This is a genomic window from Seonamhaeicola sp. NFXS20, assembly GCF_049132085.1.
Lineage (GTDB): Bacteria > Bacteroidota > Bacteroidia > Flavobacteriales > Flavobacteriaceae > Seonamhaeicola.
This window is the reverse complement of record NZ_JAFMPU010000002.1, coordinates 432,822-451,706: the sequence shown is the minus strand read 5'-3', so window position 1 is coordinate 451,706 and position 18,885 is coordinate 432,822. Positions and strand designations below refer to the sequence as shown.

The 18,885-nt window shown below is 31.8% G+C and carries 18 protein-coding genes and 1 tRNA gene; 8 read left to right on the top strand and 11 right to left on the bottom strand.

Annotated elements, in window-relative coordinates; translation table 11 throughout:
- Nucleotides 1–20 precede the first annotated feature (20 nt).
- The 4 genes from cysS to J1D01_RS05185 all read right to left on the bottom strand — a co-directional run bounded on the left by cysS (nucleotide 21) and on the right by J1D01_RS05185 (nucleotide 5,135).
- Nucleotides 21–1,502: a cysteine--tRNA ligase gene (gene cysS / locus J1D01_RS05200; RefSeq protein WP_421150066.1), complete on the bottom strand. Its 1,482-nt coding sequence runs from the start codon at nucleotides 1,500–1,502 to the stop codon at nucleotides 21–23.
- A 36-nt stretch (nucleotides 1,503–1,538) separates the two neighbouring features.
- On the bottom strand, nucleotides 1,539–2,216 hold the full coding sequence (gene folE, locus J1D01_RS05195; RefSeq protein WP_372937711.1) for a GTP cyclohydrolase I FolE: 678 nt from the start codon (nucleotides 2,214–2,216) through the stop codon (nucleotides 1,539–1,541).
- Between the two features lie 182 nt (nucleotides 2,217–2,398).
- The gene (locus J1D01_RS05190; RefSeq protein WP_372937710.1) at nucleotides 2,399–3,931 is read right to left on the bottom strand and encodes an OmpP1/FadL family transporter; all 1,533 of its coding nucleotides are present in this window, start codon (nucleotides 3,929–3,931) and stop codon (nucleotides 2,399–2,401) included.
- A gap of 28 nt (nucleotides 3,932–3,959) precedes the next feature.
- Nucleotides 3,960–5,135, bottom strand: coding sequence for a hypothetical protein (locus J1D01_RS05185; RefSeq protein WP_421150065.1), 1,176 nt, complete (start codon nucleotides 5,133–5,135; stop codon nucleotides 3,960–3,962).
- 99 nt (nucleotides 5,136–5,234) lie between these two features.
- Between J1D01_RS05185 and proS the strand changes: the two genes are divergently transcribed.
- The 5 genes from proS (at nucleotide 5,235) to J1D01_RS05160 (ending at nucleotide 9,322) form a co-directional block, all read left to right on the top strand.
- Entirely contained in the window at nucleotides 5,235–6,713 is a 1,479-nt protein-coding gene (gene proS / locus J1D01_RS05180) for a proline--tRNA ligase (RefSeq protein WP_372937708.1), read from the top strand.
- Between the two features lie 113 nt (nucleotides 6,714–6,826).
- Nucleotides 6,827–6,898, top strand: a tRNA-Glu gene (locus J1D01_RS05175).
- A 24-nt stretch (nucleotides 6,899–6,922) separates the two neighbouring features.
- Nucleotides 6,923–7,174, top strand: coding sequence for a 30S ribosomal protein S20 (rpsT, locus tag J1D01_RS05170; protein ID WP_372937707.1), 252 nt, complete (start codon nucleotides 6,923–6,925; stop codon nucleotides 7,172–7,174).
- 198 nt (nucleotides 7,175–7,372) lie between these two features.
- Complete coding sequence (locus J1D01_RS05165; RefSeq protein ID WP_421150064.1) at nucleotides 7,373–8,515, top strand: MFS transporter; 1,143 nt, start codon at nucleotides 7,373–7,375, stop codon at nucleotides 8,513–8,515.
- Nucleotides 8,516–8,560: 45 nt separating this feature from the next.
- Nucleotides 8,561–9,322, top strand: a complete 762-nt coding sequence (locus J1D01_RS05160) for a helix-turn-helix domain-containing protein (protein ID WP_421150063.1) — start codon at nucleotides 8,561–8,563, stop codon at nucleotides 9,320–9,322.
- A gap of 68 nt (nucleotides 9,323–9,390) precedes the next feature.
- Here the strand turns inward: J1D01_RS05160 and rho are convergent, their stop codons facing one another.
- A complete protein-coding gene (rho, locus tag J1D01_RS05155; RefSeq protein ID WP_421150062.1) occupies nucleotides 9,391–11,040 on the bottom strand; it encodes a transcription termination factor Rho in 1,650 nt (549 codons plus the stop codon).
- 199 nt (nucleotides 11,041–11,239) lie between these two features.
- Here rho and J1D01_RS05150 point away from each other — a divergent pair, with 199 nt between their 5' ends.
- Nucleotides 11,240–11,650: a DUF4293 domain-containing protein gene (locus tag J1D01_RS05150; RefSeq protein WP_372938678.1), complete on the top strand. Its 411-nt coding sequence runs from the start codon at nucleotides 11,240–11,242 to the stop codon at nucleotides 11,648–11,650.
- A gap of 137 nt (nucleotides 11,651–11,787) precedes the next feature.
- Here J1D01_RS05150 and J1D01_RS05145 read toward each other — a convergent pair whose 3' ends face one another.
- Both J1D01_RS05145 and J1D01_RS05140 read right to left on the bottom strand, forming a co-directional pair.
- Complete coding sequence (locus tag J1D01_RS05145; RefSeq protein WP_421150061.1) at nucleotides 11,788–12,216, bottom strand: FKBP-type peptidyl-prolyl cis-trans isomerase; 429 nt, start codon at nucleotides 12,214–12,216, stop codon at nucleotides 11,788–11,790.
- An 87-nt stretch (nucleotides 12,217–12,303) separates the two neighbouring features.
- Nucleotides 12,304–12,810: a metallophosphoesterase family protein gene (locus J1D01_RS05140; protein WP_421150060.1), complete on the bottom strand. Its 507-nt coding sequence runs from the start codon at nucleotides 12,808–12,810 to the stop codon at nucleotides 12,304–12,306.
- 389 nt (nucleotides 12,811–13,199) lie between these two features.
- Here J1D01_RS05140 and truA point away from each other — a divergent pair, with 389 nt between their 5' ends.
- Both truA and J1D01_RS05130 read left to right on the top strand, forming a co-directional pair.
- Complete coding sequence (truA, locus tag J1D01_RS05135; RefSeq protein ID WP_372938394.1) at nucleotides 13,200–13,949, top strand: tRNA pseudouridine(38-40) synthase TruA; 750 nt, start codon at nucleotides 13,200–13,202, stop codon at nucleotides 13,947–13,949.
- The gene (locus tag J1D01_RS05130) at nucleotides 13,942–15,708 is read left to right on the top strand and encodes an ABC transporter ATP-binding protein (RefSeq protein ID WP_421150059.1); all 1,767 of its coding nucleotides are present in this window, start codon (nucleotides 13,942–13,944) and stop codon (nucleotides 15,706–15,708) included. The genes truA and J1D01_RS05130 overlap by 8 nt, the downstream gene beginning before the upstream one ends.
- 2 nt (nucleotides 15,709–15,710) lie before the next feature.
- Here J1D01_RS05130 and J1D01_RS05125 read toward each other — a convergent pair whose 3' ends face one another.
- Genes J1D01_RS05125 through folP form a run of 4 tightly spaced genes read right to left on the bottom strand, consistent with a single transcriptional unit; the run spans nucleotide 15,711 to nucleotide 18,824 of the window.
- A complete protein-coding gene (locus J1D01_RS05125; RefSeq protein WP_421150058.1) occupies nucleotides 15,711–16,499 on the bottom strand; it encodes a DUF3667 domain-containing protein in 789 nt (262 codons plus the stop codon).
- Nucleotides 16,499–17,284: a diadenylate cyclase CdaA gene (gene cdaA / locus J1D01_RS05120; protein ID WP_421150057.1), complete on the bottom strand. Its 786-nt coding sequence runs from the start codon at nucleotides 17,282–17,284 to the stop codon at nucleotides 16,499–16,501. Before cdaA ends, J1D01_RS05125 begins: the two co-directional genes overlap by 1 nt.
- Before the next feature lie 36 nt (nucleotides 17,285–17,320).
- Complete coding sequence (locus J1D01_RS05115; RefSeq protein WP_421150056.1) at nucleotides 17,321–18,001, bottom strand: hypothetical protein; 681 nt, start codon at nucleotides 17,999–18,001, stop codon at nucleotides 17,321–17,323.
- 1 nt (nucleotide 18,002) lies between these two features.
- Nucleotides 18,003–18,824: a dihydropteroate synthase gene (folP, locus tag J1D01_RS05110; protein WP_372936855.1), complete on the bottom strand. Its 822-nt coding sequence runs from the start codon at nucleotides 18,822–18,824 to the stop codon at nucleotides 18,003–18,005.
- Nucleotides 18,825–18,885: the final 61 nt, after the last annotated feature.

Here is an 18,885-nt window from a genome sequence, read left to right as displayed (position 1 = left end):
TTCAGAATTTATGAGGCATTTTAATTTACAGAAAAGGTGGTGCCATCTTTTCCATCTTTTAATATAATTCCAACTTCAGCTAATTCATCACGTATTTTATCAGATAATGCGAAATCTTTATTAGCTCTAGCCTCTTGCCTTAGTTTAATAAGAACATCAACAGCTCCTGATAATTTATCATCACCAGAATTACTTTGTGTACTGTTTTCTAAACCTAAAATATCAAAAGTGAAAGCCTTTAGTGTGTCTTTTAGAGTGTTTAAATCTTCTGTAGTTAGAGTTTGAGAGCCTTCTTTTATTTGATTAATATATTTAACGCCTTCAAATAAATTAGCAATTAGCACAGGCGTGTTAAAGTCATCATTCATGGCGTCATAACATTTCTGTTTCCAGTCAGCAATATCTATTGATGATGTTTTAGAAGCGTTTAGTTTTTCTAACATGCCTATAGCATCCATAAGTTTGTTAAAGCCTTTTTCACTAGCTAATAAACCTTCGTTAGTAAAATCTAAAATGCTTCGGTAGTGGGCTTGTAACATAAAAAAGCGCGCTACTCCCGGAGCAAAAGCCTTGGTTATATTTGGATTTTCGCCTGTAAAAATTTCACCAGGTAAAATATAATTACCTGTAGATTTTGCCATTTTTTTACCATTCATTATAAGCATGTTGGCGTGCATCCAATAATTTACTGGCGATTGCCCTTTAGCAGCTTCATTTTGAGCAATTTCACATTCGTGATGCGGAAATTTTAAATCCATACCACCACCGTGAATATCAAAATGTTCTCCTAAGTATTTGGTGCTCATGGCAGTACATTCTAAATGCCAGCCAGGGAACCCATCACTCCATGGAGATGGCCAACGCATAATGTGTTGTGGTTCGGCTTTTTTCCAAAGTGCAAAATCTTGAGGGTTTTTTTTGTCGCTTTGTCCGTCTAACTCGCGTGTGTTGTGAATTAAATCATCAAGTTTACGTTTACTTAATTTTCCGTATTCGTTAGTTTCGTTAAACTTATGAACATCAAAATACACAGAGCCATTTACTTCATAAGCAAATCCGTTATCAATAATGTTTTTTATTAATTCTATTTGCTCAATAATATGACCTGTAGCGGTAGGCTCAATGCTAGGAGGTAGAAAGTTAAAAGCGTTTAAAATATTATGGAAATCAACGGTATAGCGTTGTACAACTTCCATAGGTTCTATTTGTTCTAAACGTGCTTTTTTAGCAATTCTGTCTTCACCAACATCGGCATCATTTTCTAAATGACCAGCATCTGTAATATTTCTTACGTATCTAACTTTATATCCTAAATGTTTAAGATATCTAAAAATCACATCAAAAGACATAAAGGTTCTTACATTACCTAAATGTACATTACTATAAACGGTTGGTCCGCAAACATACATGCCTACGTGTCCTTCGTTAATAGGTTTAAATGTTTCTTTTTTTCCGCTAATTGAGTTGTATATTTTTATCTCTTGATGATTATAAAGTTGCATGGTTGGTAATTGGGAAATCTGTTAGAAGTATTTAACTTAAAATTTTGTTTCTAGTTTGATGTAATCTAAAAATTCTCTACGGGTAGCTTTGTCTTTAAAACGACCTCCAAATTCTGAAGTAACGGTACTACTTTCAATGTCTCTAATACCTCTAGAATTTACGCAAAGGTGTTTAGCGTCTATAACACAAGCTACATCTTTAGTGCCTAAAACTTCTTGTAATTCTTTTACAATTTGAATAGTTAAACGCTCTTGTACTTGCGGACGTTTTGCAAAGTAATCTACTATTCGGTTCATTTTAGATAAACCAACTACCGTACCGTTAGATATGTAAGCTATGTGAGCTCTACCAACAATAGGGAGTAAATGGTGTTCACAAGTTGAATAAACTGTGATGTTTTTTTCAACAAGCATTTCACCATATTTATATTTATTATCAAAAGTAGAGGCGCTTGGTTTTTTTTGAGGGTCTAAGCCACTAAAAATTTCTTTTACAAACATTTTAGCAACCCGGTTAGGAGTGCCTTTTAAACTATCGTCATTTAAATCTAAACCTAGGGTTTCCATAATATGACGTACATCGTCTTTTATGATGTCTATCTTTTCTTCGTTTGTTAATTTAAAGGCATCACTACGCATGGGTGTGTCTTGCGATGTGCCTATATGCTCATCTCCTAGAGCATCAAAATCTTCTAAATCTTTATCAAATTTCATATGAACTATATGATTGAAATATATAATGGGCAAAGATAAGCATTATACTTTTGTAATGCTTTAACTTAGCAAATAATTAGCATTTGTGTATTAGTCTATATTGTATTATAATAATTACACAAAAAATAAAAGCTTGAATAAGAAAAAATACTCAAGCTTTTTAAGTTTATCTATGTGTTTTATTAAATATTAAAGCTCAATGTTACTGTAATGTTAGAGTTTTTTCTATCTACCGTAGCCTGTGGTGCGTCACCAAAATCTAAATGATACAGTTCATTAATAAAAGATCTTTCGGCGTAATCATAAGTAAAATCTAGTTTGGTATTTCCAAAGTTATAACCTAAACCAAATGAATATCCGTTAAGGTCTCCAACAGTAATACCATCGGTATAAGGACTTTCTTCAAAGCGGTAGCCACCTCTAAAACTAAATTGTTTGTGTTTGTATTCGCCGCCAAATCTATATGTAGAGGCTTCAGTAAATGTATTGCTAATATCAGCGTTTAGGTCTTGGTAATAAGCGTCATTTTCTGGTTTAAATTTTGTGTTACCATAATCTTTTCTAGAATAATCAAAACTTATTAAGCCTTGTTTACCAAAAACGTATGCTAAACTTCCTGTAATTTGGGCAGGTGTTTGTAGTTTGTATTGAGGATATACGTTTGTAATTTGCGGATAAATTTCTACAAAACCATTATCTCCATTGGTGGCCAAATATTGTGAGGTTTCTTCTTCAATAGTATACCAAGTTGGGGAGTCATAAGTTATACCTACTCTAAACTCTGGTGTTAATTTCATAATGCCACCTATTTGAAAAGAAAAGCCATTACCAGTAGTACTTAAAGCATTTTCAAACTCTACATAATTAACTGTAGATTGAGTAGAGTTATTGTCTTCAAACAAAAGAGTAGAGCGTTGGTAGTCTATAAAGTGAGAGTTTAAGTTTAACCCTAAATATAAATTGTCTTCATATTGGGTTGCAATATTAAAAGATACTTTACCATTGTATCCAGTTGCTACATATGAGTAATCGTGCACAAAAGTTCCAGGAGCAATGTTAGAAGTATAAATGGTGTTAGCATCATTATCAATGTCATCTGGTTCAAGAATAAAAGATTCAAAACCTAAAAAAGCTTGTTGATGTGCAAAACCATAAACATTACCAATATCTTGATATGCATCACTTAAAGATTCACCCGGAAAAGCAGAAATTTCATCTAATCTTTTACCGTCTGCAAAATCGTAAAAATAGCTAGCTATAGAATTGCTAAAATCTGGGTCGTTTGTATTGTTTGTTCCAAAAGCGTACCAGTTGTCATCATGGTTATTGGTTCTTTCATAAGCAACTGCTAAAGAGAATTTTCGCCAAGGTGAATTTGTATTAGAAGCAAAAACAAAAACAGCTCCTGCTTGATTTATATCGAAATTAGATTCATTAGTGTTAACAGAACTTCCAAAGTAGTTAGAATTATTCTCAGTATCGATATTTACACCAGATATAGAGGCATGACTTCTTGTGAAAACTGCAGAACTTGCAGGGTTTAAACTAACAGCACTCATGTCTCCACCTAAGGCTCCAAAAGCACCACTTAAGGCTCTAAAACGCGCTGTACCTTGAATGTTATCTTGGGAATATCGTAAGGCATCTGTTAAATCTTGTGCGTAAATTGAAGACATAGACAATAAACCTATGACTAGTAAATTTATCTTTTTCATGTGTAACTTTTTGTTTGTTTTATTAAGATTATCGGCGTCTACCACTAGAAGAACTTCTGCTACCAGATGAACTTCTACTGCTGCTTGAAGACCTAGATACAGAACCAGAACTAGAACTTCTGCTACTAGAAGAACTGTACGTACTTCTAGATGAAGACGAAGAAGAAGATGGTGTTGAATATGATCTTCTTGACGAACGACTATATGTAGGTTGTTTATATGTACTATAACTTCTGCTAGTTGTAGATGATGATCTACTAGTTGAATTTGATGATGGTGTTCTAGATACTGTAGATGTTCTACCTTGAGAGTTACTGTACCTGCTTACAGTACTAGATGCTGTAGACCTTCTATTGTAACTATTAGTAGAATTTCTATTTACAGTACTAATACGAGAGGTGTTACTAGTTATTCCTCTACTAGATGTACTAGATACACTACTTCTACGTGCTGTATTGTATTTTGAGGTTGAGCCGTTTGTACTAGATATACTGCTTCTTCTAGAAGATGTATAATTGTTTCTGTTAGAAGTACCAGAATAATAACTGCCTCTTCTGCTTGAGTTGTAAGCTAAACCACGATTGTTATAGTATCTATTTCCGTAATAGCCACCATAATATCTATAAGGGTGTCCATACCTCCATGGGCTGTATGCCCAACCTCTGTAGTATCCTCCATAAAAAGGCGAGTACCATGGGTCATAGTAACCCCAACTGTTCCAGCTATTCCACCCAAAATACCAATCATAGTTATTCCATCCCCAACCCCATCTAGAGTAAGGTCTGTGCCATCCCCATCCCCAATTGTTCCAACCCCAATCAGAATAGATGTTTATGGTTACAGAATTACTGTTTTGACCCCAACCTGCATAACCTTGGTAGTCATTATATATGGTGTCATTAGTAGCATAATTGTCAGATTCATAAGAATCTATGTCAGTAAAAATAGATTCGTCTTCCATTAATAATTCTGACTGTAAAGATTTATTTCTAAAGTAATTTTTGTAATAATTACTATTAGATTGATTAGGCACTTCAATAACTGTTTCTGTAGGTGTATTAGTTACCACTATTTGAGAATCTCCATAAATACCATCATCATCTACACCAACGTATTGATAAGAACCACATGATACCAAGCCAAACATTAAACCTATTAAGGCTATGAATGACACTTTTCTATTAGAGGAGTTATTTAAGCGCATATCTATAAGATTTTATTGTTGGACATAACAAAAATAGTTAGTTTTGTTGAACTATTTTTTTATTTAACATAGTCACAATATTTGTGCCAAAACTTTTATATGAGTAAAAAACTTACTAGTAGAGCAGAAGATTATTCTAAATGGTATAACGAATTAGTTGTAAAAGCAGACTTAGCGGAGAATTCGGCAGTTAGAGGTTGTATGGTAATTAAACCTTATGGTTATGCTATTTGGGAAAAAATGCAAGCAGAATTAGATAGAATGTTTAAAGAAACGGGGCACCAAAATGCATATTTTCCACTTTTTGTACCCAAAAGTTTATTTGAAGCAGAAGAAAAAAATGCTGAAGGATTTGCAAAAGAATGTGCTGTTGTAACACATTACAGGTTACAAAACGACCCAGATAAACCAGGTAAGTTAAGAGTAGATCCAGAAGCAAGGTTAGAAGAAGAGTTAGTTGTAAGACCAACCAGTGAAGCTATTATTTGGAATACCTATAGAAATTGGATTCAATCTTACAGAGATTTACCAATATTAGTAAACCAATGGGCAAACGTAGTGCGTTGGGAAATGCGTACACGTTTATTTTTACGTACAGCAGAGTTTTTATGGCAAGAAGGGCACACAGCTCATGAAACTAAAGCAGAGGCAATAGCAGAAACTAAACAAATGAATAATGTTTATGCCACTTTTGTTGAGAATTTTATGGCTATTCCAGTTATTCAAGGAGTTAAAACCGAAAGTGAACGTTTTGCCGGAGCCGAAGATACATATTGTATAGAAGCTTTAATGCAAGATGGTAAAGCACTACAAGCAGGTACATCTCACTTTTTGGGACAAAATTTTGCAAAAGCCTTTGATGTTAAATTTGCTAATAAAGAAGGCAAGCAAGACTATGTTTGGGCAACTTCTTGGGGAGTTTCTACCCGGTTGATGGGAGCACTTATTATGACTCATAGTGATGATAACGGATTAGTGTTACCACCAAACTTAGCGCCTTATCAAGTAGTTATTGTTCCTATTTATAGAAATGAAGAGCAATTTGAAGCTATTAGTAAAGTAGCAGAAGATATTATAAGCGATTTAAGAGAAAGAAATATTTCTGTTAAGTTTGATAAACGAGACACTTTGCGTCCAGGAGCAAAATTTGCACAACATGAATTACAAGGGGTTCCATTACGTATAGCAATTGGACCAAAAGATTTAGAAGATGAAACAGTTGAAGTAGCAAGAAGAGATACCTTAACTAAACAAACCGTAATTTTAGATAGAATAAGTGTTGTAATTGAAGATTTACTCGAAGAGATTCAAAAAAATCTATTTAATAAAGCATTAGAATTTAGAAATAGCCATATAACTAAGGTAGATACTTTTGAAGCGTTTAAAAAAGTATTAGAAAGTAAAGGCGGTTTTATATCGGCACATTGGGATGGAACCAATGAAACCGAAGAAAAAATAAAAGAGCTAACAAAAGCAACCATTAGATGTATTCCATTAGATATGGAAGCAGAAGATGGCGTTTGTGTGTACTCTGGCAAGCCTTCAAAAGGTAGGGTTTTATTTGCAAAAGCTTACTAGTTTAAATTTTTTTGAAAAAAAATTGAATAAGTATTGCAACATTTAAAAATAGTTGTATTTTTGCATCCGCAATCACGAATTGCAAGTTCATTAAATAAATGAAGTAACCAAATGGCCCGTTCGTCTATCGGCTAGGACGCCAGGTTTTCATCCTGGTAAGAGGGGTTCGATTCCCCTACGGGCTACAATTTTTTAATAAAAAAAAGCAAATGGCAAATCATAAGTCAGCATTAAAAAGAATAAGAAGTAACGAAGCTAAACGTGTTTTAAATAGATATCAACACAAAACTACACGTGGTGCTATTAAAAAGTTACGTGAGTTAACTGATAAAAAAGAGGCAGAGGCTTTATATCCTCAAGTTGTTTCTATGTTAGATAAATTAGCTAAGAAAAATATTATTCATGCTAATAAAGCAGCAAACTTAAAATCTGGTTTAGCTAAGCATGTAGCTGCTTTATAGAATAAGCCAAAAAGAATATATTAAAGGCCTTTCTGAAAAGAAAGGCCTTTTTTATGTATTGATTTTATTTAAGTATTAGTCACCTATAATAAGTTGTTACTCACGCTTATTTAAAATGATAAAGTGTATTTCCATTTTAGACAACTATTTTAGAAAATAAGAAAACTTTTTCTGCCATATTAGTGACAATTTTGCAGAATGAAAAAGATATCAAACTTAGGTGTTTTTACCATACTATTAGTTAGTAGTTTAACTATTATGGTTGGCTCAGTTATAGCCCCTTCATTATCAGCTATTGTACACAATGTGAATTTTGGTTTTTCACCAGGTTGGTTAATTACTTTGCCATCGTTAGGAGTAGTTTTATTTGCACCTTTAATAGGTAGGCTGTTACCAAAATGTGGAGCTTTAAAAATGTTGTATTTTGGCCTAATTCCGTATGCTATTTTAGGCTTTTTGGGTGCCTTTGTTTTAAATGACTATTTGCTAATTATAGATAGAGTCCTTTTAGGAGGAGCAACTGTAGCGGTTCAGGTTGCTGCTACTGCTTACATTGCCGATTGTTTCTCGGGAGAAAAAAGAATGAAAATTATAGCTTGGCAAGGTATGAGTATTGAGTTTGGAGGTGTTGTTTTTCTTGCTATTGGCGGGGTTTTGGGTGAAATTAATTGGAAGTTTCCGTTTTACATATATCTTATAGCCTTGTTGTGCTTATTACTAGTGGCTAAAACATTGCCAAAACCTGAGTTTAATACTATAGACCAAACAAAAACATTGGGACTAAAAAATAAAAATAAGCCTAAAGTACAACTTATTTTTATCGCCTCATTATTAGCTATGATGTTGTTTTTTGTAAGTTTTGTAACCTTGCCATTGTATTTGCCAAAAACTTTTAGGTTTAGTGAATCTCAAACGGGTTATTTAATGGCATTAATTTCTGTGGTCGCTATTATAACAGCTAGTCAAATGCCTAAAATGGTAAAGTTTTTAGGCGATGGTAAAACGGTGGCACTTGGTTTTATGTTTTTTATGTTAGGCTATTTAGTTTTAGCTATAACAACTAATGCCGTTTTTTTAGTATTTATAGTGATTTTTATTGGTATAGGATTTGGGTTTACTATTCCTCTATTAAATCATATGATGGTTGAAGTTAGTACACCGCAAAATCAGGGTAAAAATTTAGGATTATTCTCTATGGGGGTTTTTGGAGGACAGTTTTTGTCTACCTTTATTGATTATGTTTCTCGTAATTATATCGCTATTTATGGTGTAGCGATGGTTTTAGCTCTTGTTATAGGAGGTGTTATGTATGTGATGTTTCAAAAACTTTCTAAAAATTAATATTGATTAATTTCTTCTTACTTTTGAAGTATACTTTAAGAGTAAATGAGTGTAGTTAATAGGAGAAATAAAATACAAATTGTAAGGGAATTTAAAAGTAATGAGTCTTTACTTTCTGGAAATTCAATGGGTATTTACTTTGATTTTATTGATAAACACAAAATAATTATTCATTTTAAACCCTTAAATGAAGTTTTTTCTAAAGAAGTATTTATATCTAAAAGTGGTCTTTTAGTAAATTTTGAGCGAGATTTAATTGATGAAGATGATATTGAATATGCGCTCGATGTTATGTCGTTATTTAATAAATATCCACAATTTGTTTTAACACATAGAGATGAGGTTGTTAAAGTTCAACAAGTAATTCATTTGTTGAAAGCTGAATTTTATAATGATGAGGCATCTTATATTATGCTTAAAACTTTGTTGAAGGTTTTGCTGTTACATTTAATAAGGTATCAAAATAATAATTTTTTAAAGCAGGATTTACATCAAAAACGGGTGTTTAAATTTTTAGAGTTAATGGAAACTCATTTTTTAAATGAAACTAATGCTGAATTTTATGCCAATACTATTGGGATTAGTGTAAAACGGTTAAATCAAATTTTAAAAGAGAAATTAAATCTTACAGCTAAACAAATCATCAACCAACGGCAGATAACGGAAGCTAAACGTGTACTTATTAAAAGTAACATATCAACCAAGGAATTAGCTTTTAAATTAGGGTTTGATTCTGTAAGTAGTTTTTCGAGGTTTTTTAAGAAGCATGTGGGAATTAGTCCATCAGATTTTAAGAAGCATAACTAAATTTATTTATATAAAAAAGCCTTAACAACACTGTTAAGGCTTTTCCTGGTTTAGTTTAGTTAGTAAAGTTATCCATTCATGGATATTAAAAATTCTTCGTTATTTCTGGTTTGTTTAAAACGGTCGTTTGTAAACTCCATAGCTTCAACCGGATTCATGTCTGCAAGGTATTTACGTAATACCCACATGCGTTGAATGGTATTTTCATCTAGTAATAAATCATCTCTACGTGTACTTGAAGATGTAAGGTCTATAGCAGGGAAAATTCTACGGTTAGATATTTTTCTATCTAATTGTAGTTCCATATTACCAGTTCCTTTAAATTCTTCAAAAATAACTTCGTCCATTTTAGAACCAGTTTCTGTAAGGGCTGTAGCTATTATGGTTAAAGACCCTCCGTTTTCAATATTTCTGGCAGCTCCAAAGAAACGTTTTGGTTTGTGTAATGCATTGGCATCTACACCTCCACTTAGTATTTTACCAGAAGCTGGTTGAACAGTATTATATGCTCTTGCTAAACGTGTGATAGAATCTAAAAGAATAACCACATCATGGCCACATTCTACCAATCGTTTTGCTTTTTCTAAAACAATATCGGCTATTTTAACGTGCTCATGAGCTTCTTTATCAAAGGTTGAAGAAATAACTTCTCCCCTTACATTACGTTGCATGTCTGTTACTTCTTCAGGGCGTTCATCAATTAATAAAATCATTAAATATACCTCTGGATGATTGGCAGCAATAGCATTGGCCACATCTTTAAGTAACATAGTTTTACCAGTTTTTGGTTGCGATACTATCATACCACGTTGCCCTTTACCAATAGGAGCGAATAAGTCCATTATTCTAGTAGAAATGGTACTTTGTTTTTCTGCAATATTGAATTTTTCTTGTGGGAATAAAGGGGTTAAATGCTCAAAAGAAACGCGGTCTCTAACTACTTCAGGTTTCTGCCCATTTATTCTAGTAACCTTAATTAAAGGGAAATATTTTTCACCTTCTTTAGGAGGTCTAACATTACCTAAAACGGTGTCTCCCTTTTTAAGTCCAAATAATCGTATTTGAGATTGTGATACATAAATATCATCTGGTGATGATAAATAGTTATAATCTGATGAGCGTAAAAACCCATAGCCATCTTGCATAATATCTAAAACGCCTTCGCTCTCAATAATAGCATCAAACTCATAATCTGGCTCACGGTAGCGGTTTCTATTGTCTTTATTACCGTTTTCAACATTACCTTTTTTATTTTGTTGATTTCTTTGTTGATTTTTATGCTGATGATGTTTTTGCTGATTATTCTGAGGCTTGGTGTTATCTTGCTGAGACTTTGTATTATCTTGTTTTTTCTCTTGACTACCTTTTTTGGCAGGCGTAGGAGTTTCAGATTTTTCAACGGTTACGGTTTTTTCAGCTGGTTTATTATCCTCTTTCTTTTGAGGAGCCGCTTTTTCTTCGGCTTGAGGTTTTTGAGCAGGTTTTTGTACACGTTGCCTTGGTCTTCTTGCTTTTGGCTTAGTTTCTTGTGTAGAATCTTTCTTTTCTGATTTTTCAGAAGATTCTGATACTGCCTTAGGGTTAGCCGCTTGGTGATCTAGTATTTGATATACTAAATCTAATTTTTTTAAAGAACGGTATTTAGGAATACTTAATTTTTTCGCTATCTCTTGTAATTCTGAGAGCTTCTTTTCTTTTAGTTGTGAAATTTCAAACATTGATGTTTAATTGAATATATTTTTTTGAATGTAATTTTTGTAGTAATTCTAAGAAAAAATTTGATTTATTCTGGAGAATTAACCGCTTATAATAGCGATTGTTGAGAATTATTACTGCAATTATACAACTTTATTTTAATTTTTAGTCTTATTTTTTAAAGAAACCATTATTTTTGCTGTCCAGTTTTAAAAAACATACATGTTACAAAGAATACAAACAGTTTATCTTTTACTTGCAGCAGGTGTTTCAGGAGGTTTAATTTTCCTTTTTGAATTATGGACGCTAGAGGATGGTGTTAAGGTATTTGCGCAAGATATTAATTATGTGTTTGCAGCGTTTTTAACGTCTGCTTTTTTCTCTATTGTAGCAATTTTTAGATATAAAAACAGGAAGTCTCAATTTATGTTGGGGCGTCTTAATATCATATTAAACTTTATTTTACTAGGATTTCTTGTATATCAATCTCTAAATTTATCTGGAGAAACTAACGTTTCTGAGAAAGGTATTGGGATGTTCATTCCTATTTTTTCTATCGTATTTTTGGCTTTGGCCAATAAAGCCATTAAAAAGGATGAAGATCTTGTAAAATCTGTAGATAGATTACGATAAAACCTAATATCTTAGTAGTATTAGTGCGTAGGCCCAAGGTGAAGATCTTGGGCTTTTTTTGTTTTATAAAATGTATAAAAAAAGCCTAGAATTAAATTTAATTCTAGGCTTTTAAATTTTTGTACCAAAGCAATTTTTTATTTTATTTCAATAAGCTCTAAATCGAATATTAATTCTTGTCCTGCTAATGGGTGATTAGCATCTACAATAATATGGTCTTCATTTACTTCGGCTACACGAAATTGTACTTCTCTACCATCTGGTCCTTTAGAAGCTAATCCCATGCCAACTTCTGGAGTCATTTCTGGCGGTAATTGTTCTTTTTTTACTTCGTAAAATAATTCTTTTTGCACTTCACCGTAGGCTTCGTTAACAGGAATATTTATGGTTTTTTTCTCATTTAATTTCATGTCAATAATACCTTTTTCAAAACCAGGAATAAGCATTCCTTGACCTAAAGTAACCTCTAATGGTTCTCTTTCTAAAGAACTGTCAAAAATTTGACCGTTACTTAACTTTCCTGTGTAATGTACTCTTACGGTATCATTTTTTTTAACTTGACTCATAATTATATTTTTTAAATAGCTACAAAAGTACGTATTAACAAACAAAAACTACGGCTTTTAGTTATAAATACTTGTTAATTCTGTGCTTTACGTTTTGGGGTGTCTTAGGGGGAATTCTATGACTTCTAAATTGTCTATTTTTTTGCCATCTATTGTAAAACGTAACATGGTACGTTGTTTATGAAAACCATGTTTGCCAACAGCTCCCGGATTCATATGAATAAGGTTTAATTTTTTATCTGGCATGACTTTTAAAATATGCGAGTGCCCACAAATAAAAAGTTTTGGAGGGTTTTGTTTTATTGTATTTGCAACACGTGTATTGTACTTTGGTGGATAGCCGCCAATATGGGTAATCCAAACATCAACATCTTCGCACATAAACCGGTTGTGTTCTGGGAATTCAATTCTAATTTTAGCATCGTCAATATTGCCATAAACCCCTTTTAAGGGTTTTAAATTTTTTATAGCATCGGTTACTTTTAAATTACCAATGTCTCCAGCATGCCATACTTCATCGGCTTGTTTTACATACTTTAGAATATTATTATCAATATATCCGTGGGTGTCTGAAAGTAAGAGTATTTTGGTCATTTATATACTATTGTGAAAACTATTGTAAAAGTATTGATAATTGTTTGAATATGCTGTTTGTTTTTAGGGATGCATAAAGACAAAAATAGAAACTATATTAAGGTAACTGATGAAGAGTAGGAACAATAACAAAAGTGAAAAAAAGTAAATAAATAAGTTAGTAAATATTTGCGTTAGGGATTGAGGTATTTGTTGAAGCTCCCCGACGTAGGAGGGAGCGACTACCGAAAGCCCGACCTGAAAGGAAACGCCCACTTTTTGATTCAGCTTGAAATTGATTAATAATACTTAATTAATTCATTATATGTTTTAATATTTAATTAAGACTTCTACCTTCGGTTTAAAAACAAAACTGTCTATCTTTGTTGTTTTAAAAGCTTAAAAGTAGTTTGAGGTATTTTATAGAACTTTCTTATAACGGTAGCGCTTACCATGGTTGGCAAAATCAGCCTACAGCCATAACAGTACAAGAGGTTATAGAAACAGCCCTTTCAACACTTTTAAAAGAAACTATAGTTATTGTTGGTGCTGGTAGAACCGATACCGGTGTACATGCATTGCAAATGTTTGCACATTTTGACACCAATGTACATTTTAAAGAAAAACATTTGGTTTATAAACTTAATTCGTTTTTACCAAAGGATATTGCTATTCAGGATATTTTTAAGGTAAAAGCAGATGCTCATGCCCGATTTGATGCTTTAAGCAGAACGTATTTATACAGAATTACCTTAAAGAAAAACGTGTTTACATTTAACAATACGCTTTTTATGAAGCAAGATTTGGATGTTGATAAGATGAAAGAGGCCTCAAAAATTTTATTTGAATATATAGATTTTCAATGCTTTTCAAAAAGTAATACCGATGTAAAAACGTATAATTGTACTATAATGAAAGCCGATTGGTTTTTTAATGATGAAGAACTTCATTTTGTAATAAAAGCCGATAGGTTTTTACGTAACATGGTTAGAGCCATTGTTGGTACAATGATTAACATAGGTTTAGGGAAATTTAATGTAGAAGATTTACATGCCATTATAAAATCTAAAAACCGGAGTAAAGCGGGCTATTCTGTACCTGCACATGCCTTATATTTAACTCATGTAGAATACCCAGACAGCATAAAAATAGATGACTAAAAAGAAAGAAAATATATTTGACTTTGTACTATTTAAACGTTTGTTTCAGTATATAAAACCTTATAACGGTGTTTTTATTGGGTTATTTATTTTGGTAATTCTACTGGCAGGTTTAGGGGCTGCAACTCCTTATTTAACCAAAGAAGCTATAGATAAAGGTATTAGTGTAAATAAATCTAGCATTTTTTTGTTTTTTGTGGTTTTAATGTTTGCGGCTTTAATACTACAAACTATATTTCAGCTTGCGTTTATATATTATGCAGCGTGGTTGGGCCAAAATTTGGTAAAGGATGTTAGAATAAAGTTATTTAATCATTTACTTCGGTTTAAAATGAAGTATTATGATAATTCATCGGTTGGGGTTTTAATTACTCGTTCTGTAACCGATATGGAACGTATTGCAGATATTTTTGGGCAGGGGCTGTTTATGATTTTTAGAGACGTTCTAACTATGGCTGTTGTTTTTGGAGTTATGGTGTTTACAGACTGGAAACTTAGTTTAATTGTTTTTATAATGCTTCCTATTTTATTGTATGCAACACGGTTGTTTCAAAAATACATGAAAAAAGCCTTTGAGGAAGTTAGAAATGAGGTGTCTAACCTAAATTCATTTGTTCAAGAACGATTAACAGGAATGAAAATTTTACAACTCTTTACACGAGAAAAAACAGAACATAAAAACTTTAAAGAAATAAATGAGCGTCATAAAAAGGCATGGTTAAAAACTGTGTGGTATAATTCCATTTTCTTTCCTATAGCAGATTTAGCATCGTCCGTAACCATAGGTTTAGTGGCTTGGTACGGTGGTCTTAATGTAATAGAGGGTACTGTAACACAAGGAGTTTTAATAGCATTTATAATGTATATACCTATGTTGTTTAGGCCATTGCGTCAAATAGCCGATAAATTTAATACATTACAAATGGGAATGGTGGCAGCTAATAGGGTTTTTAATGTTTTAGACACCACTTCACAAATTGACGATAAAGGCACTAAAGTTGCAGATCATTTTAAAGGAAATATAAAGTTTAATAATGTTAGCTTTAGCTATGTTGAAGATGAAGAAGTTTTAAAAGGTGTTTCATTTACCGTAAATGCAGGAGAAACAGTTGCTATTGTAGGTGCTACTGGTGCTGGAAAATCTACTATTATTAATTTATTAAATAGGTTTTATGAAATAAATGAAGGTGCTATTTTAGTAGATGAAACCGATATAAGAGAGGTTACTTTGGCATCATTAAGAACTCAAATTGCTATTGTATTACAAGATGTGTTTTTATTTGCCGATACTATTTTAAGTAACATTACCCTAAATCATCCAGAAATTACAGAAGAACAAGTACAACAAGCAGCTAAAGATATTGGTATTCATGAGTTTATCATGAGTTTGCCAAATGGCTATAATTACAACGTAAAAGAGAGAGGAGTAATGTTATCCTCAGGTCAAAGACAGCTTATTTCCTTTTTAAGAGCCTATGTAACCAACCCAAGTATTTTGGTGTTAGATGAAGCAACATCTTCGGTTGATTCGTATTCTGAACAGCTCATCCAGAAAGCTACAGATAAAATTACTAAAGGAAGAACTTCTATTGTTATTGCGCATAGGTTAGCAACAATAAAAAAAGCCGATAAAATTATTGTAATGGATGGAGGTGAAATTGTAGAACAAGGTACCCACACAGAATTACTTAAAAAAGAGAATGGGTATTATAAAAATCTTTATGAAGTTCAGTTTTTACAAGAAGCAGCAGCAGTTTAGTTTTATTTTTGAGGAACAAAATCTTGAGTAGAAATATCGCCCGTTAAAAAAAGCATTACAATTGTAGCTATTGAAACTCCCATATATCCTATAAAGAAAATAATTATAAATGAGGGGATACGCCAAAGTAATGATGATAATTTATATTGAGAATTTTTATAAGCTATGTATATGCAAAACAAAATCATTATTAAAGAATACGTTAGTGCAGAGTTAAAATAAAATTGCGGATTTACTAAAAGTAAAATAACTGCATAAACGGTAGAAATAATGCCAAAACTAGTAAGTGAATATATTGAAATTACAAAATGCTCTGCATAGTTGTAATTTTTTTTGTTAAAAATTAAATAACTAGAAAATGCTATAATTGGAATGTATAAGAAATAAAGCAAAGAACCGTATTCTAAGGATGCCGCTATTATTTTTTCAGATCCAGAGCCTCCATTACTTGTTTGAACATATCCAATTTTAGAAAAATCAATACTATCCCAAGCTAATTTTTTGGTTAAAAAAAGAATAAAACCAGATAGTGTTAGTGAAATGGCTAACATGCTAACTGGGTTTAAATACTTTTTACGTAAACCAGATATGTAACCACCACAAACCTCTTGTGGCTTAACAATCATGTGCCACAGTGTTTTTAATAAGGTATTGTCTAAATTAAAATAGCGCTCAAAGAAATCAAAAAATAGGCTTTTAGCAGAAATTCTATTTCTTATTATTTTGGCACCACAATCTGGACAAAAACTATAATCTGTTCTTAGCGTTTTATTACAATTTTTACAGTTCATTAAACCAGATCATTTTTTATCATAGATATTAGGTGATTAGTATCTTCAAAAGCAACAAATTCGCCATCTTTAAAATAAGAAATGTGTCCAGTTTCTTCACTAACAACTAAAGCTACAGCATCTGTTTTTTCTGAAACTCCAATGGCGGCTCTATGACGTAATCCAAATCGTTTAGGAATGTTTTTTTCATTATTAACAGGAAGGATAACTCTGGTAGCTTTAACAATATTATTACTTATAATAATTGCACCATCATGCAGCGGACTATTCTTAAAAAAAATACTTTCTATAATTGGTTGGGTTACTTTAATATTCATTTCATCACCCGATGTTAATAAAAAATCAAGGTTATTATTACGTTCAAAAACAATTAAAGCACCTGTTTTAGACATGGACATTTTGCTACAAGCAGAAACAATGGCATCTACATCTGTACTATTAGAGGTTTCGGTTTTTAAAAAATTAAAACGTTGAAAAAACTTTACACGCCTACCAAAATTAGTAGAACCAACCATAAGTAAGAATTTTCTAATTTCTGGTTGAAATACTACAATTAAAGCTATAATTCCAACATCAATAAAACCTTTTAAAAGACCATTTAAAAGATTCATGTCTAAAAACTCAGTTAATCTCCAAGCCACATAAATGATAATAATGCCAAAAAATATGTTAATAGCTACAGTACCTTTTACTAATTTATAAAGGTAGTAGAGTAGTAGTGCTACCAGAACAACATCTAGATAATCTATAAAACGTAGGTTTAAAATGTCTTTAAAGATGTCCAATAGAAATAGGTTTTTTGTAAATTTAAGAAATTAGAGTTAATAAATAAATTCCTCTTTTAATATGATTATATTTTCTAAATCTAATTCTAATAATTTAGATTTTATTGTGATGTAATTCTGAAAAGAAAGGTTTTTATTGAAGGCTACAATAATGTTGAGAATAGGTGTAGCTTGATTTTTTATTGTGTTTAAAAGGTTTGTGAATTCTTTAATATTTGAATGATTTATAGTTACTTTTTCTTTGTAAGTGTATATCTTAATATTGTTAATTGAATTAAAATCAACTATAACATTTTTACTAGCTACAGATAAGTTGTCTGTTATTAAATTAGCCAAATTTTTATTAGAGTAAATTATATTTGTAAACTCTACAAATCCTAAATTATTTATACTAGTATCATGGCAGGTAAAATAGTTTTTAGCCTTTTCGTTTTTATGTCCAGCTTTAGCCTTTTTTTCTTGTAAAAATTTAATGTGAGGAATTACTTGTTTTAAAGATAGCCGTTTATCAACGTTTACTAACCAATTGGTAGTGCTAATAAGGTTTTTTCGGTTTAACTCAACGCTATCGGGTTGGGTTTCGTTATAAAATAAATAGGCAGCCGAAACATCTTCAATTTCTGTGATGCTAGAATGATTAATTTCTGGTAATTCAACTACTTTTTTATTGCACGAAAAGATTAAAATAAGAGCAAATAGTAAGGTGGTTTTTTTCATATTAACTTAACATAGAATTCAATTTAACACATTCCATAGCTTCTTTTACGTCATGCACTCTCAAAATAGAAGTTCCTTTTTGTAAAGCAATGGTGTTTAAAGCAGTGGTACCATTTAATGCTTCTTTTGGTGTACAATTTAAAAGTTTATATATCATAGATTTTCTAGAAATTCCAACTAGCATTGGTTTTTCAATTATTTTAAATAATTCTAAATTATTTAAAAGCTCATAGTTTTGCTCCAAATTTTTTGCAAATCCAAAACCGGGGTCAATAATAATATCATTTAAGCCCAATGATTTTGCTAAAGTTATACGCTCTGAAAAATAGAGGAGAACCTCTTTGGTTAAATCATTATAATCTGTTTGTTGTTGCATGGTTTTAGGGGTTCCGCGCATGTGCATCATAATGTAAGGCACTTGTAATTTAGCAACCGTTTGTAGCATATTTTCATCTAGCTTTCCTGCAGAAATATCATTAATTAAAGCAGCTCCAGCTTCAATGCAATGTTTTGCAACTTCACTTCTAAAGGTATCAATAGAAATAAAAGTTTTGGGGAAATGTTTAAGAATTAATTTTACAATGGGAACAATACGCTTTAGTTCATCTGCTTCACTAACAAAATCTGCTCCAGGGCGAGAGCTATAAGCGCCAACATCAATAAAAGTAGCACCTTCGCGTAGCATTTTTTCAACCTGTTTTATAATGTCTTTTTCATTGATAAACTTACCGCCATCATAAAATGAATCTGGTGTAATGTTTAAAATCCCCATTACTTTTGGCGATGATAAATCAATAAGTTTTCCTTTGCAATTAATGGTCATTTATACAGTTATGTGTGGTGTTTGTACTTGTTTTAAAATTTAAAGCATAAACCTTGATGAT

Bases quoted from the DNA above. Each gene is read 5' to 3' on its own strand.
- cysS (WP_421150066.1), bottom strand. From the start codon at position 1,502: ATGCAACTTTATAATCATCAAGAGATAAAAATATACAACTCAATTAGC.
- folE (WP_372937711.1), bottom strand. From the start codon at position 2,216: ATGAAATTTGATAAAGATTTAGAAGATTTTGATGCTCTAGGAGATGAG.
- J1D01_RS05190 (WP_372937710.1), bottom strand. From the start codon at position 3,931: ATGAAAAAGATAAATTTACTAGTCATAGGTTTATTGTCTATGTCTTCA.
- J1D01_RS05185 (WP_421150065.1), bottom strand. From the start codon at position 5,135: ATGCGCTTAAATAACTCCTCTAATAGAAAAGTGTCATTCATAGCCTTA.
- proS (WP_372937708.1), top strand. From the start codon at position 5,235: ATGAGTAAAAAACTTACTAGTAGAGCAGAAGATTATTCTAAATGGTAT.
- rpsT (WP_372937707.1), top strand. From the start codon at position 6,923: ATGGCAAATCATAAGTCAGCATTAAAAAGAATAAGAAGTAACGAAGCT.
- J1D01_RS05165 (WP_421150064.1), top strand. From the start codon at position 7,373: ATGAAAAAGATATCAAACTTAGGTGTTTTTACCATACTATTAGTTAGT.
- J1D01_RS05160 (WP_421150063.1), top strand. From the start codon at position 8,561: ATGAGTGTAGTTAATAGGAGAAATAAAATACAAATTGTAAGGGAATTT.
- rho (WP_421150062.1), bottom strand. From the start codon at position 11,040: ATGTTTGAAATTTCACAACTAAAAGAAAAGAAGCTCTCAGAATTACAA.
- J1D01_RS05150 (WP_372938678.1), top strand. From the start codon at position 11,240: ATGTTACAAAGAATACAAACAGTTTATCTTTTACTTGCAGCAGGTGTT.
- J1D01_RS05145 (WP_421150061.1), bottom strand. From the start codon at position 12,216: ATGAGTCAAGTTAAAAAAAATGATACCGTAAGAGTACATTACACAGGA.
- J1D01_RS05140 (WP_421150060.1), bottom strand. From the start codon at position 12,810: ATGACCAAAATACTCTTACTTTCAGACACCCACGGATATATTGATAAT.
- J1D01_RS05130 (WP_421150059.1), top strand. From the start codon at position 13,942: ATGACTAAAAAGAAAGAAAATATATTTGACTTTGTACTATTTAAACGT.
- J1D01_RS05125 (WP_421150058.1), bottom strand. From the start codon at position 16,499: ATGAACTGTAAAAATTGTAATAAAACGCTAAGAACAGATTATAGTTTT.
- J1D01_RS05115 (WP_421150056.1), bottom strand. From the start codon at position 18,001: ATGAAAAAAACCACCTTACTATTTGCTCTTATTTTAATCTTTTCGTGC.
- folP (WP_372936855.1), bottom strand. From the start codon at position 18,824: ATGACCATTAATTGCAAAGGAAAACTTATTGATTTATCATCGCCAAAA.